Source organism: Enterobacter sp. 241F3, from assembly GCF_034106785.1.
Lineage (GTDB): Bacteria > Pseudomonadota > Gammaproteobacteria > Enterobacterales > Enterobacteriaceae > Enterobacter > Enterobacter vonholyi.
Genome location: NZ_JAWNDD010000003.1, coordinates 187,437 through 211,398, shown reverse-complemented (window position 1 = coordinate 211,398; position 23,962 = coordinate 187,437). Strand labels below are relative to the sequence as shown.

Sequence of the window (23,962 nt, the reverse complement as noted above, 5' to 3'; positions counted from 1 at the left end):
GCGGAGTGTTCTCCTGCCCGGCTTAGTAGGGTTCTTTGCCTTACTTCAGGTATTCCCCACTGCGCAACGCTTCAATACGTTTATCCAGCGGCGGGTGAGACATAAACAGCTCGCTCAGCGATTTGGACTTACCGTTAATGCAGAAGGCCATCATGCTGTTCGCTTCCTGCGGCTCATAGCTGGTTTTCAGGCGCTGCAGCGCGGCAATCATCTTCTCACGACCAACCAGCTTCGCCGAGCCGGCATCCGCGTGGAATTCACGGTGACGGGAGAACCACATGGTGATGATGCTGGCCAGAATACCAAAGACCAGTTCCAGAACCATTGAAACAGCGAAGTAGATCAGCGGGTTGCCGTTGCTCTCTTCACCTTCGTCACGGTTTCCGCCCATAAAGCCTGCCGCGATCTGCGCCAGAATACGGGAGATGAAGATTACGAAGGTGTTTACCACGCCCTGAATCAGGGTCATGGTCACCATGTCACCGTTGGCGATATGGCTGATTTCGTGGGCGATAACCGCTTCGGCTTCATCACGGCTCATGTTCTGCAGCAAGCCGGTGCTGACGGCCACCAGCGACGCATCGCGACGGGCGCCCGTGGCAAAAGCGTTGATGTCCGGGGCATGGTAAATCGCCACCTGCGGCATGGCGATCCCGGCCTGACGGGATTGCTGAGCCACCGTATTCATCAGCCACTGTTCCATATCGTTACGCGGCTGTTCAATAACCTCACCACCCACCGATTTCAATGCCATCCACTTCGACATCAGCAGGGAGATGAACGAGCCACCAAAACCAAACAGCAGCGCCATAATCAACAGACCCTGAACGCTGCTCGACTGAATTCCTGTCAGGCTTAGCACGAGCCCGAAAACCACCATAACCGCCAGGTTGGTGAGCAGGAAGAGCGCGATTCGCATCATAATTTTCTTTTTACCTCAGTTTAACAAAACGCACTATGCGATTACCCACATCGTATGGGTATTGCGGCTATTTTCAAGCATCAGACGGGCGTAAGTCACCAGAAAGACACAACTTTACACAATTGGAAATCTGACTGACGGAAGGATGCAGAACAAAAAGAAACAGGCACAATTTCTTGTGCCTGTCAGGAGGTTATTTTGCCGGAGCGGGCTGTACGGCAGGTTTCTCTTTTTCCTGATTCGCCAGGTCGAGAGCGATATGCACCGTCTCGTCCAGATACGGATCCGGCTCCTGGTAATCTTTTGGCAGATCGTCCAGTTTCTTGAGCAGAGGCTTAGCTTCGCGCTTGAAGCGATCGTTGATACGCGCCAGGCGAGTTGCATCGTCTTCGTTGTTCTCTTTCTCACGCTGTGCGTAATTCAGAGAAACAATATTCCGCTTATCTTTCAGGGCATTGAATCGTGCAATATCCTTCATGATGTACTGGAATTCCGGATCCTTCGCGATGCGGTCGTTATGCGCTTTCAGCAGTTCAGGGCCAAACTGGGTCATATCACCCGCCTTCACGTAAGTCGCGGCATTGATGCTGTCCCACGGCAACGCGTTATCTTCAAACTTCTCGCCGGTTTCCGTCTCCTGGGTGCCAGTCGGCATGATGATGTCCGGCGTGACGCCCTTACGCTGCGTACTGCCGCCGTTCACGCGGTAGAATTTCTGAATGGTGTACTGAACCGAGCCCAGCGCAGGCCATTCCGGACGCAGCATCTGATCGTAAATACGATTCAGAGAGCGGTACTGCTGAACGGTGCCTTTCCCGAAGGTTGGCTCACCGACGATCAGCGCGCGGCCATAGTCCTGCATTGCAGCGGCAAAGATCTCAGACGCGGAGGCACTGAAGCGGTCAACCAGAACCACCAGCGGGCCTTTGTAGTAGACCACACCGTCATTGTCCGCATCTTCGCGCACTTTACCGTTGTTATCGCGCACCTGAACCACCGGGCCAGATGGGATGAACAGGCCAGAGAGTGAAACCGCTTCCGTCAGCGCACCGCCGCCGTTACTACGCAAGTCGATGATAATGCTGCTAACGTTCTGCTTTTCAAGCTTCTGCAGCTGAACTTTCACATCGTCAGTCAGCCCCACGTAGAAGCCAGGAATATCCAGGACACCTACCTTCTCTTTACCCACGGTTTTCACCGACATTTTCACCGCGCGGTCTTCCAGACGGATACGCTCGCGGGTCAGGGTAACAATACGGGTTTTGGTGCCTTTACCGGCAGGCAGAATTTCCAGACGTACCTTGCTGCCTTTCGGACCTTTGATCAGCGCAACCACGTCATCGAGACGCCAGCCGATCACATCGACCATGTTCTGGCCGGTTTGTCCAACACCCACAATGCGATCGCCTACGCTAATCGCTTTGCTTTTGGATGCCGGGCCACCCGCGACCATTGAATTGATCACCGTGTAATCATCGTCCATCTGCAGCACCGCGCCGATACCTTCCAGAGACAGGCTCATTTCGGTATTGAACTGCTCAGTGTTGCGCGGAGAGAGGTAGTTGGTGTGCGGATCGATTTCGTGCGCAAAGGCGGTCATCGCGAGTGAGAAAACATCCTCGCTGTTGGTCTGCGCCAGACGACGAATAGCAAATTTATAACGACGCGTCAGCGTGTCGCGGATCTCTTTTTCGTCTTTGCCGGTCAGCTTAAGGCTCAGTTCGTCGTATTTAACTTTGCCGTCCCAAAGCGCATTCAACTCGGCTTCATCTTTTGGCCAGGGCGCTTTGCTGCGATCCAGATTAAAGGTGTCGTTGCCGGTGAAGTCCATTGGACGTTCCAGCACTTTCAGCGCGTACTGATAGCGTTCAAAACGACGCTTTTGCGACAGGTTGTAGAGATCGTAGAACAGATCCAGCTTGCCTGAACGCAACTCGTCACCCACCTCGGATTTGCGCTTAGCGAACTGCTCGACATCGCTGGCGAGCAAAACGTTATGGCTGTAATCCAGCAAGTTCAGATAGCGGTCAAAGATTTTGGCCGAAAAGGCCTGATCGAGATCGAACTGACGATAGTGCGAGCGGGTAAAACGTGAGGTCACGCGCTCGCTCACCGTCGCGTGCTGCGTCTCTTCCTTGAGTACCGGAATTTGATCAACACGCGTGATATCGTCCACTGCAAAAGCGTGACCTGTTATAGCAAACAGACCCGCCAGCGCGGTGAGCTTAAAAAAAGTGTTCATGCCAGGCTTGGCCTCCGTTTCAGAACAACAAGTGTTCTGCGCGTACAATCATTGACATACCAGAAGTCAGCTGTACACGAACGCCATCTTTGGTGATTTCCAGTACGGTGGCGTCCATAGCATTGTTACCCGCTTTTACCTTCAGCGCCTGACCCACGCTCAGGGCGTTAATGTCAGAAACCGGCGTATGGCGCGGCTCTTCACGAGGGGCACGCGGGGCTTTTGCTGCTGGTTTGTCTGCACGCGGTTTGCGATCGTTATTATCGTTACGGCGCGGCGCAGGGCGCGGTTTACGCTCACGACGAGGCGCTTCTTCCTGGCCGTTTGCCGCGGCGGCTTCGCGTTTTTTCGCCTGCTGTTCTGCACGTTGTGCCTGAACGCGTGCTTTGGCTTCTTCAAGCTGCTTGCGCGCGTGCTCAACGTGCTGCTCGTCCAGCTCACCGCAAGGGTTGCCGTCGAGGTCCACGCGGGTAGCGCCTGGTTTGATACCGTACAGGTAACGCCAGCTTGAAGTATAAAGACGTAAGGCGGAACGCAGCTGAGTTTTGCTGAGGTTCATTTCCCCTTCAACACGCGCCACCAGATCCTGAAAAATACCGACTTTCAGGGGACGAGCTTCACCTTCCGCGCTGAAGCACTGCGGGAAACGCTCGGCCAGAAATGCGATAACTTCTTTACTGCTATTCAACTTAGGTTGATTTTCCATGAAATTTCCTGATTACAACGGACGTTGCCAACAAGCGCAGGCATGAACAGGCGTCATTATAATGACGCTATCAGTAAATGCTACGTTATCCGTTGATTATCCTGCGACGCTCGCAAAGAATTTTTGATAATCGGTTGCAGCGAGTACGTTTTCCAGATTCGCCACCAGCTCGCGCAGCCCCTGTTCGTCCTCGGTTGTAAAGCGACTGAAGACCGTACTGTCGATATCCAGAACGCCAATAATCTGATTTTTGACCACCAGCGGCAAAACGATTTCAGAATTACTGGCAGCATCACAGGCAATGTGTCCGTCAAACGCATGGACATCTTCCACACGCTGGACCTGATTCTCTGCCACCGCCGTGCCGCATACGCCACGCCCTACCGGAATACGCACGCAGGCCAGTTTGCCCTGGAAAGGACCGAGCACCAGCGTTTCACCTTCCAGAAGGTAAAAGCCGGCCCAGTTTACGTCAGAGAGACGTTCAAACAGCAATGCGCTAGTATTTGCCAGAGTGGCTAAGAAGCTGGTCTCACCCGCCATCAATGCCTTAAAATCGCGGTTCAGATCCGCGTAGAATTCTGTTTTGTTCATTATTCAATCACTTAGTTGTCTTACAAATTTACCGCATAGCCTATTAAAATAAGCATTAAATGCGCTCATGCTCAAGATGAATCCGTTCATGAGTTATTATAACTTTCAACAATACTTATTTGTGCGCAGCTGATGGCCTTAAAAACAACCAAAATTACGCCGACGAGAAAGATAACTGTCCATACGGTAAGCGAAGCTTTGCCTCGTGCACATTATCAGCGTTGCCCCCAGTGCGATACGCTTTTTATGTTGCCGAAGATGAAATCGCACCAAAGTGCCTTTTGTCCTCGCTGCGACGCTAAAATTCGCGATGGTCGCGACTGGTCGTTGACCCGCCTCGCCGCCATGGCCGTCACCATGCTGTTGTTGATGCCCTTCGCCTGGAGCGAACCGCTGCTGAAACTCTACCTGCTTGGCGTGCGCATTGACGCCAACGTGCTGCAGGGTATCTGGCAGATGACCCGTCAGGGCGATCCCATCACCGCCGCCATGGTGCTGTTCTGCACCGTTGGCGCGCCGCTGGTGCTGGTCGCCGCCATTGCCTATCTTTGGTTTGGCAATATTCTCGGCATGAACCTTCGCCCGGTGCTGCTGATGCTGGATAAACTCAAAGAGTGGGTGATGCTGGATATTTATCTGGTCGGCGTGGGCGTTGCGTCAATAAAGGTACAGGACTATGCCTTTTTGCAGCCCGGCATCGGACTCTTTGCCTTCATCTGTCTGGTATTGCTGAGCATCCTGACGCTGATACACCTGAACGTTGAGCAGCTCTGGGAGCGATTTTACCCGCAGCGCCCCGCCACCCGTCCCGATGAAAATCTGCGCGTCTGTCTGGGTTGCCACTATACCGGGTTACCCGACCCGCGCGGACGCTGCCCGCGGTGCCACATTCCATTAAGGCTGCGTCGAAACAACAGCCTGCAAAAATGCTGGGCGGCGCTGATCGCCTCCCTGGTGTTTTTGATCCCCGCCAATATGCTGCCTATTTCCATCATTTACGTGAATGGCGGACGACAGGAGGATACTATCCTCTCCGGGATTATCTCCCTTGCGCACAGCAATGTCGGGGTGGCGGCGATCGTTTTTATTGCCAGTATTCTGGTTCCCTTTACCAAAGTGGTGGTGATGATTACCCTGCTCATCAGCATTCACTTAAAGTGTGAACAAGGCTTACGAACCCGCATTCTGCTTCTGCGATTCGTCACCTGGATTGGCCGCTGGTCAATGTTAGATTTGTTCGTAATTTCGCTGATGATGTCTCTCATCAATCGCGACCAGTTACTTGCTTTTACAATGGGACCCGCGGCTTTTTATTTCGGCTCTGCGGTGATATTGACTATTCTTGCTGTGGAATGGCTGGATAGCCGCTTACTTTGGGATGCACATGAGTCAGGAAACCCCCGCTTCGCCGACTGAAGCGAGAATTAAAACAAAACGCCGCATTTCGCCATTCTGGTTGCTGCCCGTCATCGCCCTGATGATTGCAGGCTGGCTTATCTGGACGAGCTATGAAGATCGCGGTAGCACCGTCACCATTGATTTCCAGACCGCCGACGGCATCGTCGCCGGGCGAACGCCCGTTCGCTTCCAGGGGGTTGAAGTGGGTACGGTTCAGGACATCTCTCTTGGAAAAGGGCTGAACAAGATTCAGGTGCGGGTCAGTATTAAATCTGACATGCAGGATGCCCTGCGCAGTGAAACGCAGTTCTGGCTGGTGACGCCAAAAGCCTCTCTGGCCGGTGTGTCCGGGCTGGATGCGCTCGTGGGCGGTAACTATATTGGCATGATGCCGGGTAAAGGAGAGCCGCGGGATCACTTTGTTGCCCTGGATACACAGCCGAAGTACCGCCTCAATAACGGCGATTTAATGATCCATCTGCAGGCGCCGGATCTCGGTTCTCTGAACAGTGGCTCACTGGTCTATTTCCGCAAAATCCCGGTTGGCCGTGTGTACGATTACGCGATCAACCCAAATAAACAGGGCGTCACCATTGACGTGCTGATCGAGCGTCGCTTCACCAATCTGGTGAAAAAAGGCAGCCGCTTCTGGAACGTGTCCGGCGTGGACGCGGATCTCAGCCTGAGCGGTGCGAAAGTGAAGCTGGAGAGTCTGGCCGCGCTGGTTAATGGTGCCATTGCCTTTGACTCGCCGGAAAACTCAAGCCCTGCCACCGCTGATGATTCATTTGGATTGTACGCTGACCTGGCGCACAGCCAGCGCGGCGTGATCGTCAAACTCGCCCTGCCCGATGCTAAAGGGCTAAAAGCGGGTTCAACACCGCTGATGTATCAGGGATTGCAGGTTGGTCAGCTCACCAAAATGACCCTCAACCCGGGCGGCTCGGTCACCGGCGAAATGACGGTCGACCCGAGCGTGGTCGATCTCCTGCGCGAGAAAACGCGTATCGAAATGCGCAGTCCAAAGCTCTCTCTGAACGATGCCAGCCTCAGCACGCTGTTGACCGGCAATACGTTTGAGCTCATCCCCGGCGAAGGTGAACCCAGCAATAGCTTCGTGATTGCCCCGGCTGATAAAGCCCTGCTGCAAAAGCCGGGCGTAGTGACGGTCACGCTGAATGCGCCAGAAAGTTACGGTATCGAAGCCGGACAGCCGTTAATTTTACACGGCGTGCAGGTTGGTCAGGTGCTGGAGCGTAAGCTCTCCGCGAATGGCGTGACTTTCTCGGTCGCTATCGATCCGCAATACAGCGACCTGGTGCATGGCGACAGCAAATTCGTGGTGAACAGTCGCGTCGATGTGAAGGTGGGTCTGGACGGCGTGGAGTTCCTCGGCGCCAGCGCCAGCGAATGGGTTAACGGCGGTATCCGCATTTTGCCAGGGAATAAAGGCCCCGTGCGCGACAGCTATCCGCTGTATGCCAACCTGGAGAAAGCGGTTGAAAACAGCCTGAGCGATCTTCCTACCACCACGCTGACCTTAAGCGCCGAGACGCTGCCGGACGTACAGGCGGGTTCCGTGGTGCTGTATCGCAAGTTTGAAGTCGGGGAAGTGATCACCGTTCGCCCGCGTGCGGACGCGTTCGATATCGAACTGCACATCAAGCCGGAGTACCGCAAGCTGCTGACGCCAAACAGCGTCTTCTGGGCCGAAGGCGGCGCGAAAGTTCAGCTTAACGGTAACGGGCTAACCGTACAGGCCTCTCCGCTGTCACGCGCGCTGCGGGGGGCGATTAGCTTCGATAACCTCAGCGGTGCGGGCGCGAATCTGCGTAAAGGCGATAAGCGTATTCTCTTCCCATCCGAGACCGCCGCCCGCGCGGTGGGTGGGCAGATTACCCTGCACGCCTTTGATGCCGGCAAGCTGGCGGAAGGCATGCCAATCCGCTATCTGGGCATTGATATCGGGCAGATCCAGAAGCTGACGCTGATCACCTCGCGCAACGAGGTGCAGGCCACCGCCGTGCTCTACCCGGAATATGTGCAGACCTTCGCCCGCACCGGCTCGCGCTTCTCGGTGGTCACGCCGCAGATCTCGGCCGCTGGCGTTGAGCACCTCGACACCATTTTGCAGCCGTACATCAACGTTGAGCCAGGCCAGGGCAATGCCCGCCGTGATTTCGAGCTGCAGGAAGCCACGATCACCGACTCGCGCTACCTTGGCGGCCTGAGCATCGTGGTGGAAGTGCCGGAAGCGGGCTCGCTGAACATCGGCACTCCGGTACTATTCCGCGGTATTGAAGTGGGTACGGTCACGGGCCTGACGCTCGGTACGCTCTCCGACCGCGTGATGGTGGCATTACGTATTAGCGAACGTTACCAGCACCTGGTTCGAAATAACTCGGTATTCTGGCTGGCATCCGGCTATTCGCTGGACTTTGGCCTGACGGGAGGCGTGGTGAAAACCGGCACCTTCAACCAGTTCATTCGCGGCGGTATCGCGTTTGCCACGCCGCCGGGAACGCCGCTGGCGCCAAAAGCGCAGCCGGGTAAACACTTCCTGCTGCTCGAGAGCGAACCAAAAGAGTGGCGCGAATGGGGAACCGCCCTGCCGCGTTAATCTGACAGGCTCCGGTGTCAACGCACCGGAGCCTTTATGCTACACTGCGCACCTGAATTTTTCCCTGTGGTGTGCCCGTGGCTCAAAACTCCGTATTTCTTCCTGAACAATTCCTGGCGCAGATGCGCGAGGCGCTTCCTTCTCACCTGTCGTTAGACGATTTTATCGCCGCCTGCCAGCGTCCGTTACGCCGGAGTATTCGCGTCAACACGCTGAAAATCAGCGTTGATGATTTTCTGGCGCTGGTCGCTCCGTACGGCTGGCAGCTTACGCCGGTACCGTGGTGCGCTGAGGGGTTCTGGATAGAACGCGATGACGAAGCTTCACTACCGCTGGGCAGTACCGCTGAACATCTGAGCGGTCTGTTCTATATTCAGGAAGCCAGCTCGATGCTGCCGGTTGCCGCCCTGTTTGCCGATGGCAATTCGCCAGAGCGCGTAATGGATGTTGCCGCCGCGCCCGGCTCAAAAACCACCCAAATTGCCGCCCGTATGGGTAATCAAGGGGCGATCCTCGCCAACGAGTTTTCCGCCAGCCGCGTGAAGGTGTTGCATGCCAACATCAGCCGCTGCGGTATTCATAATGTTGCCCTGACGCACTTCGACGGACGCGTGTTTGGCGCCGCCCTGCCGGAAGCCTTCGACGCCATTCTGCTGGACGCCCCCTGCTCAGGCGAAGGGGTGGTGCGTAAAGATCCCGATGCGTTAAAAAACTGGTCAGTTGAGAGCAACCTTGAGATCGCGGCCACGCAGCGAGAGCTGATCGACAGCGCATTCCATGCCCTGCGCCCCGGCGGCACGCTGGTTTATTCGACGTGCACCTTAAACCGCGATGAGAACGAAGATGTCTGCCTGTGGCTGCAAGCGCAATATCCGGATGCAGTCGAGTTTCTGCCGCTCGACGATCTGTTCGCCTCAGCACAGGAGGCTGTCACCCCGGAGGGATTCCTCCATGTTTTCCCGCAGATTTACGACTGCGAAGGGTTCTTTGTGGCGCGTCTGCGTAAAACGCAGGCGGTGGCTCCCCTGCCCGCACCTAAATTCAAGGTCGGTAACTTCCCGTTTGCCCCCCTTAAAGGTCGAGAAACGGCACAGCTTGAAGCCGCCGCTAAAAAAGCGGGACTGGTCTGGGATGAGAGCCTGCGCCCCTGGATGCGTGATAAAGAGATATGGCTGTTCCCGGCACAGATCGAGCCGCTCATCGGAAAGGTCCGTTTTTCCCGAATCGGGATCCGCCTGGCGGAAGTGCATAATAAAGGGTATCGCTGGCAGCATGAGGCCGTAATCGCCCTTGCCGGACGCGACAATACCTTTGCCCTGACGCATCAGGAAGCCGAAGAGTGGTACCGTGGTCGCGATGTCTATCCGGAGAGCACGCCATCAGGCGATGAAGTGATTGTAACGTATCAGGGATACCCGCTGGGCCTGGCAAAAAAGGTCGGCTCAAGGCTGAAAAACAGCTATCCACGCGAGCTGGTTCGGGACGGTCGGCTGTTTACCGGTAACGATCGCACGGATTGATAAAAAGCGCATTTTTTTACTGGCGATTTTGCTCTCTTTGTCTACGATCAAAAATGGGTGGCCACACTGGTCATACCAGATTTTTGACAACCGACCCGGAGAGCACTATGACGAAAACCAGCGTGCGTATTGGCGCTTTTGAGATCGACGACGCAGAGCTGCGCGGCGAAGCACAAGGCGATCGAACGTTAAGTATTCCCTGCAAATCCGACCCGGATTTGTGCATGCAGCTTGATGCATGGGATGCAGACACCAGCGTCCCGGCAATACTTGATGGCGAACATTCAGTCCTTTACCGTGAGCATTACGATAGTAAAACCGATGCCTGGGTCATGCGTCTTGCCTGACCTAAAGAGAACCCGCCCGAAGGCGGGTTATTTATTACTGCAGCTGCGCCAGCGTAAAGTAACCGTCAAATACGGCACCCGTATCAATGTAGTGGAGATTGTCAAAATCATACCTTCTGTCGACGGGCGTATGTCCGAACCAGAAATGATCCGCGCCGCTGATGCCCTCTCCTTTACCCACCATAAACCCCATCAACCGATCGCGGTTCCATAAGATGCGCTGGTCACTGACCGGTTTTTGCCAGCGGTATTCCGCGGCCGGATAATCAGCATGGGCAATCACATTAAGACCGTTCGCACAGGTTATCTCGATGATATGAGGTAAGTCGCGACAGGCGTCAAGCAACGACAGCGCAAGCTGTTGCCGATCGCGTTCAAGATGCGAAAACCACATTCCGCCATTCATCATCCAGAGAGAAAAATCGTTATTATCCAGACCGTCGAGCGCCATTTGCTCATGGTTTCCCCGCACGGCACGAAACCATTTTTCATTAATTAACTGCAGGCATTTAACGCTATCAGGGCCACGATCGATCATATCCCCGACAGAAATAAGTAAATCCTCATACGGATTAAAATGACGGCGTTTAAGTTCATCCATAAGCCATTGGTAGCAACCGTGTATATCGCTGACAACCCAGACGTGACGCCACATTCCACCTTCAATTCGCTGATACATAGCACCTCCTTTAAACAGTATAGCTGCCGCAGAAAAGTCGACGGACAGGCGTGGTCATCACGAAATCAAACAAACAGTAAACCAAACAGAAATAAAGATCCTCGCGCTATTAATCCCCTTTTCCTGGCTCTTTAGAATAAGGGCAGAAAAAAAGAGGGGTCTTCACGTGTCTAATACGCACCTGCATAACGATGTTTTCTATCCGCATCGCACAAATATTATTTCCGAGCTGGTGAACGGCAAACGCGTTCCGGGGCCGATCTGGCGCAAACGCGAATATCGCCTGAAGTTCCTGTTACGTTCGCTGGTGTTCTGGTCTTCTACACATCGCATGCTGGAAACCCTTTCGGGTCGCGACGATTTTGACAGGCTGCTGGCCTCTCAAATTACATTGCCGAGCAAGACCCACCGGCAGTACCTGATGCGCGGCCTGACGGCTAACGATCGCGCCGACGCTATCGTTAACCATTATTACTGGATTGACAGCCTGAAAGAGAGCGGTCTCGCCCAGGCCCTGACCAGCCCGCAGGAACAAGCCGTTGCGCAGTTCCATGCAAAAGACGGTGTAACCTATACGGTCAATGCTTCCTCTGCGGGGAAAGCCGAGCGCGAAGGCGAAAGCACGCTGTGGCTACGCGACAACGAGGACACGCTGCTGGCCAGCCTGACCTTTAGCGTCGCGCGCAGCAATGGTCAGCAAGTCATGGTGATTGGCGGGCTTCAGGGACCCCGTCGCTGCGTATCGCGAGACGTCATTAAACAGGCCACCCGCGCCTGTCATGGTCTTTTCCCCAAACGGGTGTTGATGGAAGTCCTCTTCCAGCTGGCTGCGCAGTCATCCGTCCGGGCGATTTTTGCCGTCAGCGATGAGGGTCACGTTTTCCGCGCGTTGCGGTATCGCCTGAGTAAAGGTCGCCATTTCCATGCCAGCTACGATGAATTTTGGGCATCGCTGGACGGTAAAAAGCTCTCGGCCTTCTGCTGGCAGCTGCCGCTACAGATGGAGCGTAAATCGCTTGAAGAGATCGCCAGTAAAAAACGTGCCGAATACCGCCGCCGCTTTGAGCTGCTTGATGAAATAGAGGTATCCGTTAAGTCCCACTTTTAGCCTGGCTGGCGTCTTCGCTCACTGCATAGTGGATGCAATCTATTTATAGGATGAATAATAAAGCAGTGTACTATTGCGCAGGGCGAGTGCGCTCAGTTAGCATTGCGCGAAATGATACCGGCGAATGCGTTGGGAAAAGCGCAATGTGGGCGCAAAAATGAGGGACTTCGGTAATGATCTATGACTGCTTCTTATATTACGACGAAGATATGCTTCTCGAAATCAGGCTGAACACGCTAGCGGACGTTGTCGATCGCTTCGTTATCGTTGAGTCAACGCATACCTTTACCGGTAAAAAGAGGCAGCTGCATTTTGACATTAATAAATACAGTCAGTTTAAAGATAAAATTATCTACGTTGTGCATGATAAAGAACCGATTACGAAAGCCGCTGAAGAATCACATCCGGCCCGAGAGGTGATCCCGGGTTTGCCAGAGGGAATGGTAGTGGATGCGTGGGCAAATGAAGCCGCGCAGAGGAATGCCATCATGCAGGGTTTGTCCCATGCCAACGATGATGATTTGATTTTAGTTTCCGATGTGGACGAGATATTTTCACCTCAGGTAGTAGCATCGATAAACCCCAAAAAGCTCTGCACTACTATTTATCAGAATTTTTATAATTATCAGTTTAACCTGCAGGTTTTTAATACAGATAACACGCCAAGAAAATGTAAATTACCGAGAGCCACCCAGTATAAAAATCTCGTTAACTTCTTTGGCGGTGAACCTGAATCATTCAGGAATCTTAAACGCACCCGAAGTGTTAAAAACTGGTCCTGGCTAAAGTGGAACTGGTTCAAGATTAACAACCGCATCATTGAAAATGGTGGCTGGCATTTCTCATGGGTGATGACACCCGAGCGCATCTCAGAAAAAATGTCGACCATTTCCCATACTGAATACGATCTCCCTGAGTTTAACAACCCGGAACACATCATGAAGGTCATTAAAAACGCGGAAGATATCTGGGGGCGGGACAGGACGTTAATCAGGCAAGAGCTAACGGTTGAAAACTTCCCTGAGTACATTGTCCAACACAAAGACAAATTCAGCGCGTTCATTATTTAACTTACGGGTTGCCCTTTCGCACGTCAGAAGGCGTTTGCTCAGCGGTCGCTCGGCCACAAAATTTTAACAAAGATCCCAAAAAACCCTGGACGCACGCGGTCCTGAGTATGTTATGGTTTAGACAGGATATGGAAAGTTCGAGAAAGTTTCGGGTGATGTCGAGTCAGTACCGAACAATGCTTTGAAAAACATACAGATAAAAAGAGACCGAATACGATTCCTGTATTCGGTCCAGGGAAATGGCTCTTGGGAGAGAGCCGTGCGCTAAAAGTTGGCATTAATGCAGGCTAAGTCGCCTTGCCTTTTAAGAATAGATGACGACGCCAGGTTTTCCAGTCCACAGCTAAAGCGGTCGGAAAAAAAGCGCCAGAGCATCATTAAATGTGAAAAACCGCAGTGCTTTCGCAAGCATCTGCGGTTTTTTATTGGAAACCCGAACGTTAGCAGAGCTTGTCGGCGCGCTCGATAAACGGTGCCAGACTCATTTTTTGTCCCGGATGCGACGGGTCATCGATCTGAATAATGCTAATCGGCTGGCCGCTGCTTTTACCGCTGGCTACCTGCTGCTCTGCGATATCATTCAGCGGATATTGCACCAGCGTGCTCGGGTTGATCGCATACAGCGCATGGCCCGGACGGCAGGTCAGCATCACCTCTTCGCGATTGAAAGCCCATTTGTCCTTACCCACTTCAAAACGGCTGACGGTGATAACCTGCGGTGCGGCAAGCGCGCTCCCCGTACAGGCCAGCAAGATGAGAGAAAGTACTGTCTTTTTCATATGATATTTAACCTTATCAGAAGGGTTCCCAGGTGGCGAACAGACTGACCGTTGCCAGCACCAGCGCTCCCAGCACCACTTCTGCCTGCGTCATCCTGATAAAAATCTGTTGTGCTCGCCCGCTCTCCGGACGAAACCGTGGCACCAGAAAATACCGATTTGCCAGCGCAATTACCACCATCAACGCCACCAGCGCACATTTGAACAACAAAAACTGTACGTAACCGGCCTGCCAGGGAATATGGACACCCAGTATCATGAGCGCATTGATCGCTCCGCTGAGCAGCACGCCCGCGACGGCGTAATGGCCCACGCGCGAAAAGCGCATCATGGTATAAATGGCGGCATTCTGCCAGCGTCCTTTGGCCAGACGCATGCAGAACAGCAGAGGCAGTAATCCGCCAAGCCAGGTTGCGGCGCAGATCATGTGAAAAGCATAATTAAGACGCTGCAACGCCCCCATCGGACCGTCGTTCATTGCCGCGTGCCCTACCCCAGCCAGCAGGATAAGCTGGCCCATCGTAAGCAACAGCAGCCGCGAACCTTTCAGCGGTGCGAGCCATGCTGCGCCGACCGTGGTCGCAGCGAGTATGATTTGCCACAGCCAGACGCCGCCAAACTGCGTCCTCATTACGCCGTACCAGACCTGCGGGGCAAACACATCTCCCCAGCCGTTACCCATCAGTCCGCCCTGAAGCATAAACATCAGGAGCGCTGCCGCCAGGCTCATTAAGGCCGCCACTTTCTGCTGCAGCTGAAATCGCCGGGACATCAGGCGGTGGAGAGAGGAAGGCGCAAACCAGACGCTGTAAAGCGCGTTGCCAAAAACAAGCATCAGCGCCCCGAAATGGATAAAGCGCAACCCGATATAACACAGCGCCAGCATGCTATTTCACGCTAAAGTGATAGCTGCCTTTGGTTTTATGGCCGTCTACGGAGACGACATGCCAGTCTACCTGGTACGTTCCTGACGTCAGCGTTTGTTCCAGCGGAACGGTGAGTTGCGCCTTGTTCTTTTCGTCGCGCGTGGCGGTTCCCGTTTTGATGACCTGCTTTTGCGCATCCGTTACCACCACACCGCTAAACCCCGGTTCGATGCCTTCTGAAAAATTCAGCGTAAGTGCCTGCGGAGCGCTCACCACGCTGTCCGCTGCCGGGCTCTGCTGTTTAAGATGTGCATGTGCCAGCGCGGAGGGCGCCATCATTGTCGAGGCCACAAAAACCAGTGCGCATACTGCGCGGGAGGCGGAGAAACCCATCGCAATCATTCCTTTTTGTTATGTCTGTATGCTAAAGAATAACGCTGTATAATAAACGAGTCGAGGATCATCCTGCCTCCGCTTGTCATCGTCGTGCAATCGCGGTAACGTTGCCGCCGCAGAAAAAGGAGAAGGTAATGAAGATCAATCTGGCCGCCCTTCCGCAGGACGAGATGGATAAAGTGAATGTCGATCTCGCTGCCGCTGGCGTCGCGTTCAAAGAGCGTTACAACATGCCTGTCGTGGCTGAAGTCGTTGAACGGGAACAACCCGCCCATCTGCGCGACTGGTTTCGCGAAAGATTAATCGCCCACCGTCTCGCCTCGGTTAACCTCTCCCGTTTACCGTACGAACCTAAAGTTAAATAAGCTTAACGAGTCGTTACACTTCCTTACACGGAATCTGGCAGGATAAGAAAACCCTGATAAATTTAGGTGTATTCTTAAATCCCTGCGACTCAGTGTATAAGGAAGTCACGATGTCACATTGGAACATAGCGGCAGCACAGTATGGCGGGCTGCATCAGAGTGTGAATGACCATGTTACGCACCACCTGCGCTTCATCGCCGAAGCCGCACGGCAGGGGTGCGATCTGCTGGTCTTCCCTGAACTCTCCTTAACGGGTTCTGGCGCGCCGACGCTACCTCCCCCACCCGATGACGCGCAGCTGGAGCCGCTGCTTAACGCGGCACATTTTTACCAGATTACCGTTATTGCAGGACTCCCCCTGGAACAGGATGGGCAGAGACAGAAAGGTCTTGTGCTGTTTTCGCCTGCTTGCCATCGCATTTTGCGCTATCCGCAAGGGCGCGGAGCCAGCCTGGTGCCGGGGAACAAGCACCTTAGCATCATTGATGCACATCCCGATTCTCCCAATCTCGATCCCAGAGCAACGCTTGTTACCAGCTGCCAGTCGGTGGGGGATAATCGCTGGCGGCAGTCCATCAGTAACCTGCAGCGCTTCGCGCATAAATATGCTATTGCGGTGCTAATGGCGAATGCCTGCGGCGGCAGCGCGCTATGGGATGAAAAAGGCCAGCTGATCGTCCGCGCGGATAAGGGCGAGCTTCTGGTGACCGGCACGCTCGGCGGAGAGGGTTGGCAAGGCGATATCATTCCTTTAGGCTAGGCGTTTTAAGCTCAGGAGTTTTCAATGCTGCGCGTCATCGATACCGAAACTTGCGATCTTCAGGGCGGAATTGTGGAAGTGGCCTCTGTCGACGTGGTTGATGGTAAAATCGTCAACCCAATGAGCCATCTGGTGCGTCCCGATCGCCCCATCAGCCCCCAGGCGATGGCTATCCATCGCATTACAGAATCGATGGTGGCGGATAAGCCCTGGATTGAAGAGATCATTCCGCACTACTACGGTAGCCCGTGGTACGTCGCGCATAACGCCAGCTTTGACCGCCGGGTGCTACCTGAAATGCCGGGCGAATGGATTTGCACAATGAAGCTGGCGCGTCGTCTCTGGCCGGGCATCAAATACAGCAATATGGCGCTGTACAAGTCCCGCAAGCTCAGCGTTCGTACCCCTGAGGGGCTTCACCATCACCGCGCCCTGTATGACTGCTATATCACCGCCGCGTTGCTGATTGATATTATGAATATCTCAGGCTGGACACCGGATGATATGGCGACGATCACCGGACGCCCCGCGTTACTGACCACATTTACCTTTGGTAAATATCGCGGGAAGCCGGTGTCTGAGGTAGCGGATAAAGACCCGGGCTATTTGCGCTGGCTGTATAACAACCTCGACAGAATGAGTCCGGAACTGCGCTTAACGCTGAAACATTATCTGGGCGACGCTTAACCCTCCGCACGGCCTGGCAGCGTGTCCTGCGCCAGGCCAATCAGGAAGGCATATTCCAGGGCAACCCCTTCGTACGATTTAAATCGTCCCGATTTCCCGCCGTGTCCGGAGTCCATATCGGTACACAGCAGCAGCAGATTGTCATCGGTTTTCAGCTCCCGCAGCTTTGCCACCCATTTTGCCGGCTCCCAGTACTGCACCTGAGAATCATGCAAACCGGTGGTGACCAGCATGTGCGGGTAGGCCTTCGCCTCCACGTTGTCGTACGGGCTGTACTCTTTCATATAGCGGTAGTACATCTCATCCTGCGGGTTTCCCCACTCTTCAAACTCTCCGGTGGTAAGAGGAATGGATTCATCGAGCATGGTCGTGACCACATCGACAAACGGTACCTGCGCGACAATCCCCTTAAAGCGGTCGGGACGCTGGTTGATAACCGCCCCCATCAGCATGCCGCCCGCGCTGCCGCCCATGCCAAAGCAGAGTTGCGGATCGCCATAGCCCTGCTCAATCAGCGCATCGCAGACGTCGAGATAATCATTGAAGGTGTTTTTCTTTTTCAGGAATTTCCCGTCTTCATACCAGTGCTGGCCCAGCTCACCGCCGCCGCGAATATGGGCTATGGCGAAAACAAAGCCGCGATCGAGCAGGCTTAATCGGCTGCTGCTGAAATCGGCGTCCATGCTTGAGCCATACGACCCGTAGCCGTAAACCAGGATCGGGTTTTTGCCTTTCTGGAAATGGGCTTGGTGATAGACGAGCGAGACGGGGACCTCAACGCCATCCCGGGCGGTGACCCACAGGTGCTCGCTGCGGTAGTTTTCGGACTCAAACCCTTTAACCTCGGTCTGTTTAATCACCTGGCGCTGTCCGGTATCCATGTCCAGCTCAAACAGGGTGTCCGGTGTGGTCATGGACGAGTAGCCGTAGCGCAGCCGCGATGATTCGGGTTCGGGATTGAATCCAATCCACGTCACATAGGCCGGGTCGTCGAACGCAATCCCCACCACTTCACGCGTTTTGCGGTTGATTTGCCGGATACTGGTCAGCCCGCGCTGGCGCTCCTCCACCACCAGCCAGTCGGTAAACAGGGTGAACCCTTCCAGCATCACCTGATCCCGCGCGGGAATAAGCACCTCCCACTTGCGCTCATCGCGCACTTTGGTTTTATAGAGACCAAAGTTTTTGCCCTCACGATTGGAGCGCAGATAAAAGCTGTGCTGGAAGTGATCCAGGCTGTACTCGTGATCCTTGCGGCGCGGCAGGAAACAGAGCGGCTGGGCGTCAGGCAGTTCGGCATCCAGCAGCAGAACTTCCGACGTCGTCGCGCTGGCAAGGAAGATAATCACATAGTGGCGCGAGGAGGTTTTATGCAGGCTGACATAGAACGTTTCGTCTTTCTCTTCATAAACCAGCTCGTCGTCAGCGGAGTCCGTTCCCACGGTGTGCCGCCATACCTGATAAGGCAGTAGCGTCGAGGCGTGCTTTTTGACGTAGTAAACCGTCTCGGAATCATTCGCCCAGACAAAATCCGGGGAGACGTTTTCCAGCATTTCCGGATACCAGTTGCCGCTCTCCAGATTGCGAAACCGCAGGCCGTACTGGCGGCGGGAGAGATAATCCTCCGCCAGCGCCATCACCGCGTTATCCGGCGAAATGGACATGCCGCCCAGGGTATAAAACTCGCTGTGTGCAGCGCGCTGGTTGGCATCCAGCAGAATATCCCACTCGTCCCATTCGGCGCTTAACACCGACTGACGCTGATAGATGGGATACTCATTGCCGGGCTCGTAAATATGGCGATAGCGATAGCCGTTTTTGGTCCAGGGCGCGGAGATATCGCGCTGAGGAATACGCTGCACCATTTCATTCAGCAGCTGGTCCTGAAGCGTCTGCTGGCTGGACATGACCTTGCGGCCATAGTCGTTTTCCTCGTGCAGGTAGTCGAGCACATCTGGCCGGGAGCGCGAATCGTCCCGTAGCCAGTAATAATTGTCTATACGCGTATCGCCATGCGTGGTGATCGCATAAGGTATACGTCGGGCTTTCGGTGGCATGTCATCATTCTTTTTCGTTTTACACCCTATAAGGTTGGCAAAACCCACGCATGATGCAAGCGAAACAGGGTCGCAACGGCGAGAACTATCCCTGTAACGCCTGTTTTTGTTCCCGGATATCCCGCTCAATGCCTTCGCGCACGTCTTGTGGGATCTTTAACGCATCACCCAGGGCGTTAAGGTAGCTCCGCTCCATAAAGTGATCGATATCGATGGCGGCACAGCTGAGGAAATAGAGTTCAAGCGCCTCTTCCTCATTTTTCACGCTTTGCGCCAGACGCTGCGGCTCCAGAGGCTGTTCGATGGCCTGCGCCACCAGCGTTCTGCCCTTCTCTTCAACGCCGGCTTCACGCAGCTGCTGCTCGATCGCCAGTCGTTCCTTATCGTCGATATGTCCGTCACTTTTCGCGGCAAAGACCAGCGCCAGGATCAGCCGTTCGGTACGCAGATCCAGCGGCGAGGTGTGCTCGCCGTAATGCGGTTCATCGCTGTGCGCGGTCCTAACCCTGTCCTTGTATTTGTTCCACAGGACGGTACCCGCAATGGCGCCCCCACCGGCGAGCAGCGCGCCTGTCCCATACTTAGCCAGCAGCTTGCGCGAGGATTTATTCGCGACCAGCAGGCCTGCCAGCCCGCCGAGCGCCCCGGGTACCAGCAGTTTGCTCAGGTCCCGCTCGCCAGACGATGTTTTCTGCCCTAACAGGGATTGCAATTGATTTAGCCAGCCAGACATAGTTTCCCTCACTTAACGGTGAACATAATCCACAGCGTAAGCGAGCAGGCGTCAGGAAATGTCTGGACGGGCTAAAGAAGCGCAAATTTCTTCTCCCCTCACCTGGCCGTGCACAAGACAGACGCAAACGTTTTCGTTTATACTGCCCGCAACTTTTTCAGGGGGATTGTTATGATTCGTTTAGGAACCGCGCTGCGACCTGCGGCGACGCGAGTGATGCTGTTGGGATCGGGCGAGCTGGGAAAGGAGGTCGCCATTGAGTGCCAGCGTTTAGGCGTGGAAGTTATTGCCGTAGACCGCTACGCCGATGCACCCGCCATGCACGTCGCCCATCGTTCTTATGTGATTAACATGCTGGACGGCGATGCCCTTCGCGAGCTGATTACGCGCGAGAAACCTGATTTTGTCGTGCCGGAAATTGAAGCCATCGCCACCGACACGCTGATTGCGCTTGAGCAGGAAGGCCAGCGCGTGGTGCCCTGCGCGAAAGCCGCAAAGCTGACCATGAACCGCGAAGGCATTCGTCGTCTGGCGGCAGAAGAGCTCGGGTTGCCCACGTCGAGCTATCGTTTTGCTGGCGATAAAGCCGCATTCCTGCAGGCCGTTGAGGAGATTGGGTACCCGTGCATCGTTAAGCCGGTGATGAGCTCCTCCGGTAAAGGACAGAGCTTTATCCGCGACAGCAGCACGCTGGGCAAGGCGTGGGAGTACGCCCAACAGGGTGGCCGCGCCGGTGCCGGTCGCGTCATCGTCGAAGGCGTCGTGAAGTTTGATTTCGAGATCACCCTGCTGACCGTCAGCGCCGTTGACGGCGTCCATTTCTGCGACCCGATTGGCCACCGCCAGGAAGATGGCGATTACCGCGAATCCTGGCAGCCGCAGCAGATGAGCGCCCTGGCGCTTGAACGTGCTCAGGAGATCGCCCGTAAAACCGTCCTGGCGCTGGGCGGCTATGGCCTGTTTGGCGTGGAGCTGTTTGTGTGCGGTGATGAGGTGATTTTCAGCGAAGTCTCCCCTCGCCCGCATGACACCGGCATGGTGACGCTGATTTCGCAGGATCTCTCCGAATTCGCTCTGCACGTGCGTGCCTTCCTCGGCCTGCCCGTCGGGGGTATCCGTCAGTACGGCCCGGCCGCCTCGGCGGTGATCCTGCCGCAGCTAACCAGCCAGAACGTTACGTTTGATAACGTTGACGCGGCGGTGGGTGCCGGGTTGCAGGTACGTTTGTTCGGTAAGCCGGAGATCGACGGAACCCGCCGTCTTGGCGTGGCGTTAGCCACCGGGGATAACGTTGACGACGCCGTGGCGAGAGCCAAAGCGGCCGCTGCGAGCGTCAAGGTTGCAGGATAAAAAAACGGGCCGTAAGGCCCGTTTTTCATGCGACGAGAGACTTACTGCTTCGCGCCTTCCACCGCTTCGCGAGCAAGTTTTGTGATGCGATCCCAGTCGCCCGCTTCCAGCGCATCCGCCGGAACCAGCCATGAGCCACCGATGCACAGGACGCTTTTCAGTGCCAGGTAGTCACGGTAGTTGGCAGGAGAGATGCCGCCCGTCGGGCAGAAGCGTACCTGAGAGAATGGACCCGCAATCGCCTGCAGCGCTTTGGTGCCGCCATTCGCTTCAGCCGGGAAGAATTTGAACTCTTTCAGACCGTAGTCCATGCCCAGCATCAGTTCGGAGACGGTGCTGATACCCGGGATCAGTGGAATAGTGCCTTCGGTCGCGGCTTTCAGCAGCGACTCGGTCAGACCCGGGCTGATGGCAAACTGTGCGCCCGCTTCGGTCACTTCAGCCAGCTGTTTTGCGTTCGTCACGGTACCCGCACCGATGATGGCGTCCGGCACTTCTTTGGCAATCGCGCGAATGGCATCCATTGCGCAGGCGGTGCGCAGGGTCACTTCCAGAACGCGAACGCCACCCGCAACCAGCGCTTTCGCCATCGGTACAGCGTGCTCCAGCTTGTTTACCACGATAACCGGCACGACAGGGCCAGTGGTCAGGATTGATTCTGCACTTGTTTTCCAGTTTTTCATCAGAGTTTTCTCTCGCCAGATCGTTAAAATCAAGTCGTCTTAAAACGTAATACAGGTAGCGCCCTGCTCCGCACCGGAGAGTTTCTCACGCAGCGCGCTGAACATTTCGCGTCCGGTCCCCACGCGCGATGCGCTCAGGTCAGGAATATGGGGCTGACGTGCCGCCAGCTCGGCGTCATCGACCAGCAGGGTTAACTCACCTGTCTGACCGTTCACGCGGATCGTGTCACCGTCACGCACTTTCGCCAGTAAACCGCCGTCGTAAGCTTCAGGCGTCACGTGGATGGCTGAAGGCACTTTACCGGATGCCCCAGAGAGGCGTCCATCGGTTACTAACGCAATTTTGAAACGGCGGTCCAATAATACACCAAGTGGGGGCATAAGTTTATGTAATTCTGGCATCCCGTTGGCTTTAGGCCCCTGGTGGCGCACCACCACCACGCAGTCTTTATCAAGCAGGCCGGCGTCAAAGGCGGGTAATACGTCGTGCTGGCTTTCAAACACCACCGCCGGCGCTTCGATAATCTGGTTCTCTTCCGGTACTGCAGAGGTTTTCATCACCGCGCGACCGAGGTTGCCGCTCAGCACTTTGGTGCCACCGTGAGGAGAGAAAGGTTTGTCGATAGTGGCAATCACCTGCGCATCAAGAGACGCGCTCGCCCCATCACGCCAGTCCAGCTCGCCGTTGTTCAGCCACGGCTCCTGGGTGTAGCGCTGCAGGCCAAAGCCAGCCACGGTATTCACGTCTTCATGCAGCAGACCGCCCTTCAGCAGCTCGCGCATCAGCAGCGGTACGCCGCCAGCGGCCTGGAAGTGGTTAATATCCGCCGGACCGTTCGGGTAGAGGCGTGCCATCAGCGGCACCACGGAAGAGATCTCGGAGAAGTCATCCCAGTTAATCAGAATGCCCGCCGCACGCGCCATAGCCACCAGGTGCATGGTGTGGTTGGTTGACCCCCCGGTTGCCAGCAGCGCGACAATCCCGTTGACGATGACTTTTTCATCGACCATTTTACCCATCGGCATCCATTCGTTGCCGTTTCCGGTCAGACGCGTGACCTGACGGGCCGCGGCCTCGGTCAGCGCCTTGCGCAGCGGCGCATCCGGCTGGATAAAGGACGAGCCCGGAAGCTGCATCCCCATAAACTCCACCACCATCTGGTTAGTGTTAGCCGTACCGTAGAACGTGCAGGTCCCCGGCGCATGATAGGACGCGGCTTCCGCCTCCAGCAGCGCCTGACGGTCTGCTTTCCCTTCCGCGTACAGCTGGCGGATACGCACTTTTTCTTTGTTCGGCAGACCGCTTGCCATTGGACCGGACGGCACGAAGATAGCAGGCAGATGCCCAAACGACAGCGCCGCCATCACCAGACCCGGGACAATTTTGTCGCACACGCCGAGATAAAGCGCGCCATCAAACATGTTGTGTGACAGGCCAACCGCTGCGGACATGGCAATCACTTCGCGGCTCAGCAGGGAGAGCTCCATACCGTCCTGTCCCTGCGTCACGCCGTCGCACATGGCAGGTACGCCGCCCGCGACCTGGCCCACCGCATTCACGCTGTGCAACGCTTTACGAATGATATCCGGGTAGACCTCATACGGCTGGTGCGCGGAGAGCATATCGTTATAGGCGGTAATGATGGCGATATTGTTACGCAACATGCTTTTCAGCGACGCTTTATCGTCAGGCTGGCAGGCGGCGAAGCCGTGCGCCAGGTTACCGCAGGCCAGCTGGGAGCGGTGGACGGTGTTGCTCTTTGCCTGCTCAATTCGGGCGAGGTAGGCCGAACGGGTCTCTTTCGAGCGCTCAATAATGCGCTGTGTTACGCGTAACAATGTCGGATTCATAAAAGCTCCTCTCATTTATCTGTCCGGGCTCGGGTGTTTACAAAGTCGCTGGCAGTTGTTAACAACGCTGAAACGCTTGCTGTCCGGAGCTCAGGGGCAAAATCACTTCCGGCAGTGTAATAAAAAAAGCTCCGCGGGTGAATCCACACGGAGCTTAAAAGTTGAAAATTGTGCCACTAGCTGTGTTAGATCATGTTACCGGTAAAATAACACTTTCGGGCTAGCGGA

General features: G+C 55.1%; 22 protein-coding genes. 10 read left to right on the top strand and 12 right to left on the bottom strand.

The features are described from left to right. Window positions 1-40: 40 nt before the first annotated feature. From htpX to UR504_RS11430, 4 genes are all read right to left on the bottom strand, one after another. Complete coding sequence (gene htpX / locus UR504_RS11445; protein ID WP_014884290.1) at window positions 41-922, bottom strand: protease HtpX; 882 nt, start codon at window positions 920-922, stop codon at window positions 41-43. Window positions 923-1,115: 193 nt separating this feature from the next. Continuing rightward, a complete protein-coding gene (gene prc / locus UR504_RS11440; protein ID WP_320739701.1) occupies window positions 1,116-3,164 on the bottom strand; it encodes a carboxy terminal-processing peptidase in 2,049 nt (682 codons plus the stop codon). A 19-nt stretch (window positions 3,165-3,183) separates the two neighbouring features. Beyond that, window positions 3,184-3,870 carry an RNA chaperone ProQ gene (gene proQ / locus UR504_RS11435; protein ID WP_028018656.1) on the bottom strand — a complete coding sequence of 229 codons (687 nt, stop codon included), beginning with the start codon at window positions 3,868-3,870 and terminating at the stop codon, window positions 3,184-3,186. A gap of 96 nt (window positions 3,871-3,966) precedes the next feature. Beyond that, window positions 3,967-4,464, bottom strand: coding sequence for a GAF domain-containing protein (locus UR504_RS11430; protein ID WP_008500476.1), 498 nt, complete (start codon window positions 4,462-4,464; stop codon window positions 3,967-3,969). A 132-nt stretch (window positions 4,465-4,596) separates the two neighbouring features. Between UR504_RS11430 and yebS the strand changes: the two genes are divergently transcribed. From yebS to UR504_RS11410, 4 genes are all read left to right on the top strand, one after another. Further along, window positions 4,597-5,880 (top strand): membrane integrity lipid transport subunit YebS, encoded by a 1,284-nt coding sequence (yebS, locus tag UR504_RS11425; protein ID WP_045908227.1) that lies wholly within the window; start codon window positions 4,597-4,599, stop codon window positions 5,878-5,880. Then, window positions 5,849-8,482, top strand: coding sequence for a PqiB family protein (locus tag UR504_RS11420; protein WP_302235259.1), 2,634 nt, complete (start codon window positions 5,849-5,851; stop codon window positions 8,480-8,482). The genes yebS and UR504_RS11420 overlap by 32 nt, the downstream gene beginning before the upstream one ends. 77 nt (window positions 8,483-8,559) lie before the next feature. After that, entirely contained in the window at window positions 8,560-10,002 is a 1,443-nt protein-coding gene (rsmF, locus tag UR504_RS11415) for a 16S rRNA (cytosine(1407)-C(5))-methyltransferase RsmF (protein WP_414464878.1), read from the top strand. Between the two features lie 107 nt (window positions 10,003-10,109). Continuing rightward, the gene (locus UR504_RS11410) at window positions 10,110-10,349 is read left to right on the top strand and encodes a YebV family protein (RefSeq protein ID WP_008500472.1); all 240 of its coding nucleotides are present in this window, start codon (window positions 10,110-10,112) and stop codon (window positions 10,347-10,349) included. A gap of 34 nt (window positions 10,350-10,383) precedes the next feature. On the opposite strand, the gene pphA is transcribed toward UR504_RS11410, so the two are convergent. Continuing rightward, window positions 10,384-11,028 (bottom strand): protein-serine/threonine phosphatase, encoded by a 645-nt coding sequence (gene pphA / locus UR504_RS11405; protein WP_271369296.1) that lies wholly within the window; start codon window positions 11,026-11,028, stop codon window positions 10,384-10,386. Between the two features lie 166 nt (window positions 11,029-11,194). Between pphA and UR504_RS11400 the strand changes: the two genes are divergently transcribed. After that, window positions 11,195-12,136, top strand: a complete 942-nt coding sequence (locus tag UR504_RS11400) for a VirK/YbjX family protein (RefSeq protein WP_133294682.1) — start codon at window positions 11,195-11,197, stop codon at window positions 12,134-12,136. Between the two features lie 173 nt (window positions 12,137-12,309). Further along, window positions 12,310-13,206 carry a benzoate transporter gene (locus UR504_RS11395; protein WP_302235257.1) on the top strand — a complete coding sequence of 299 codons (897 nt, stop codon included), beginning with the start codon at window positions 12,310-12,312 and terminating at the stop codon, window positions 13,204-13,206. 440 nt (window positions 13,207-13,646) lie between these two features. On the opposite strand, the gene UR504_RS11390 is transcribed toward UR504_RS11395, so the two are convergent. The 3 genes from UR504_RS11390 to yobA are packed head-to-tail and all read right to left on the bottom strand — an operon-like array spanning window position 13,647 to window position 15,244. Next, window positions 13,647-13,985, bottom strand: a complete 339-nt coding sequence (locus UR504_RS11390) for a YebY family protein (RefSeq protein ID WP_111964807.1) — start codon at window positions 13,983-13,985, stop codon at window positions 13,647-13,649. Window positions 13,986-14,001: 16 nt separating this feature from the next. Further along, window positions 14,002-14,871 carry a copper homeostasis membrane protein CopD gene (gene copD / locus UR504_RS11385; protein ID WP_127731440.1) on the bottom strand — a complete coding sequence of 290 codons (870 nt, stop codon included), beginning with the start codon at window positions 14,869-14,871 and terminating at the stop codon, window positions 14,002-14,004. A 1-nt stretch (window position 14,872) separates the two neighbouring features. Continuing rightward, window positions 14,873-15,244 carry a CopC domain-containing protein YobA gene (yobA, locus tag UR504_RS11380; protein WP_115875680.1) on the bottom strand — a complete coding sequence of 124 codons (372 nt, stop codon included), beginning with the start codon at window positions 15,242-15,244 and terminating at the stop codon, window positions 14,873-14,875. 137 nt (window positions 15,245-15,381) lie between these two features. Between yobA and UR504_RS11375 the strand changes: the two genes are divergently transcribed. The 3 genes from UR504_RS11375 to exoX all read left to right on the top strand — a co-directional run bounded on the left by UR504_RS11375 (window position 15,382) and on the right by exoX (window position 17,060). Further along, window positions 15,382-15,612 (top strand): DNA polymerase III subunit theta, encoded by a 231-nt coding sequence (locus tag UR504_RS11375; protein WP_008500465.1) that lies wholly within the window; start codon window positions 15,382-15,384, stop codon window positions 15,610-15,612. Between the two features lie 110 nt (window positions 15,613-15,722). After that, window positions 15,723-16,373: a carbon-nitrogen hydrolase family protein gene (locus UR504_RS11370; protein ID WP_274240177.1), complete on the top strand. Its 651-nt coding sequence runs from the start codon at window positions 15,723-15,725 to the stop codon at window positions 16,371-16,373. 24 nt (window positions 16,374-16,397) lie between these two features. Then, window positions 16,398-17,060 carry an exodeoxyribonuclease X gene (gene exoX / locus UR504_RS11365; protein WP_010432611.1) on the top strand — a complete coding sequence of 221 codons (663 nt, stop codon included), beginning with the start codon at window positions 16,398-16,400 and terminating at the stop codon, window positions 17,058-17,060. Here the strand turns inward: exoX and ptrB are convergent. After that, complete coding sequence (gene ptrB, locus UR504_RS11360; protein WP_302235255.1) at window positions 17,057-19,117, bottom strand: oligopeptidase B; 2,061 nt, start codon at window positions 19,115-19,117, stop codon at window positions 17,057-17,059. The genes exoX and ptrB overlap by 4 nt on opposite strands. A gap of 85 nt (window positions 19,118-19,202) precedes the next feature. Further along, window positions 19,203-19,850 (bottom strand): tellurite resistance TerB family protein, encoded by a 648-nt coding sequence (locus UR504_RS11355; protein ID WP_111964812.1) that lies wholly within the window; start codon window positions 19,848-19,850, stop codon window positions 19,203-19,205. A 171-nt stretch (window positions 19,851-20,021) separates the two neighbouring features. Between UR504_RS11355 and purT the strand changes: the two genes are divergently transcribed. Then, window positions 20,022-21,200 (top strand): formate-dependent phosphoribosylglycinamide formyltransferase, encoded by a 1,179-nt coding sequence (gene purT / locus UR504_RS11350; protein ID WP_302235251.1) that lies wholly within the window; start codon window positions 20,022-20,024, stop codon window positions 21,198-21,200. Between the two features lie 41 nt (window positions 21,201-21,241). Here the strand turns inward: purT and kdgA are convergent, their stop codons facing one another. Beyond that, window positions 21,242-21,883: a bifunctional 4-hydroxy-2-oxoglutarate aldolase/2-dehydro-3-deoxy-phosphogluconate aldolase gene (gene kdgA, locus UR504_RS11345; RefSeq protein WP_063409039.1), complete on the bottom strand. Its 642-nt coding sequence runs from the start codon at window positions 21,881-21,883 to the stop codon at window positions 21,242-21,244. Between the two features lie 39 nt (window positions 21,884-21,922). Beyond that, a complete protein-coding gene (gene edd / locus UR504_RS11340) occupies window positions 21,923-23,734 on the bottom strand; it encodes a phosphogluconate dehydratase (RefSeq protein WP_115875686.1) in 1,812 nt (603 codons plus the stop codon). Window positions 23,735-23,962 lie beyond the last annotated feature (228 nt).

Bases quoted from the DNA above. Each gene is read 5' to 3' on its own strand.
- htpX (WP_014884290.1), bottom strand. From the start codon at position 922: ATGATGCGAATCGCGCTCTTCCTGCTCACCAACCTGGCGGTTATGGTG.
- prc (WP_320739701.1), bottom strand. From the start codon at position 3,164: ATGAACACTTTTTTTAAGCTCACCGCGCTGGCGGGTCTGTTTGCTATA.
- proQ (WP_028018656.1), bottom strand. From the start codon at position 3,870: ATGGAAAATCAACCTAAGTTGAATAGCAGTAAAGAAGTTATCGCATTT.
- UR504_RS11430 (WP_008500476.1), bottom strand. From the start codon at position 4,464: ATGAACAAAACAGAATTCTACGCGGATCTGAACCGCGATTTTAAGGCA.
- yebS (WP_045908227.1), top strand. From the start codon at position 4,597: ATGGCCTTAAAAACAACCAAAATTACGCCGACGAGAAAGATAACTGTC.
- UR504_RS11420 (WP_302235259.1), top strand. From the start codon at position 5,849: ATGAGTCAGGAAACCCCCGCTTCGCCGACTGAAGCGAGAATTAAAACA.
- UR504_RS11410 (WP_008500472.1), top strand. From the start codon at position 10,110: ATGACGAAAACCAGCGTGCGTATTGGCGCTTTTGAGATCGACGACGCA.
- pphA (WP_271369296.1), bottom strand. From the start codon at position 11,028: ATGTATCAGCGAATTGAAGGTGGAATGTGGCGTCACGTCTGGGTTGTC.
- UR504_RS11395 (WP_302235257.1), top strand. From the start codon at position 12,310: ATGATCTATGACTGCTTCTTATATTACGACGAAGATATGCTTCTCGAA.
- UR504_RS11390 (WP_111964807.1), bottom strand. From the start codon at position 13,985: ATGAAAAAGACAGTACTTTCTCTCATCTTGCTGGCCTGTACGGGGAGC.
- copD (WP_127731440.1), bottom strand. From the start codon at position 14,871: ATGCTGGCGCTGTGTTATATCGGGTTGCGCTTTATCCATTTCGGGGCG.
- yobA (WP_115875680.1), bottom strand. From the start codon at position 15,244: ATGGGTTTCTCCGCCTCCCGCGCAGTATGCGCACTGGTTTTTGTGGCC.
- UR504_RS11375 (WP_008500465.1), top strand. From the start codon at position 15,382: ATGAAGATCAATCTGGCCGCCCTTCCGCAGGACGAGATGGATAAAGTG.
- UR504_RS11370 (WP_274240177.1), top strand. From the start codon at position 15,723: ATGTCACATTGGAACATAGCGGCAGCACAGTATGGCGGGCTGCATCAG.
- exoX (WP_010432611.1), top strand. From the start codon at position 16,398: ATGCTGCGCGTCATCGATACCGAAACTTGCGATCTTCAGGGCGGAATT.
- ptrB (WP_302235255.1), bottom strand. From the start codon at position 19,117: ATGCCACCGAAAGCCCGACGTATACCTTATGCGATCACCACGCATGGC.
- UR504_RS11355 (WP_111964812.1), bottom strand. From the start codon at position 19,850: ATGTCTGGCTGGCTAAATCAATTGCAATCCCTGTTAGGGCAGAAAACA.
- purT (WP_302235251.1), top strand. From the start codon at position 20,022: ATGATTCGTTTAGGAACCGCGCTGCGACCTGCGGCGACGCGAGTGATG.
- kdgA (WP_063409039.1), bottom strand. From the start codon at position 21,883: ATGAAAAACTGGAAAACAAGTGCAGAATCAATCCTGACCACTGGCCCT.
- edd (WP_115875686.1), bottom strand. From the start codon at position 23,734: ATGAATCCGACATTGTTACGCGTAACACAGCGCATTATTGAGCGCTCG.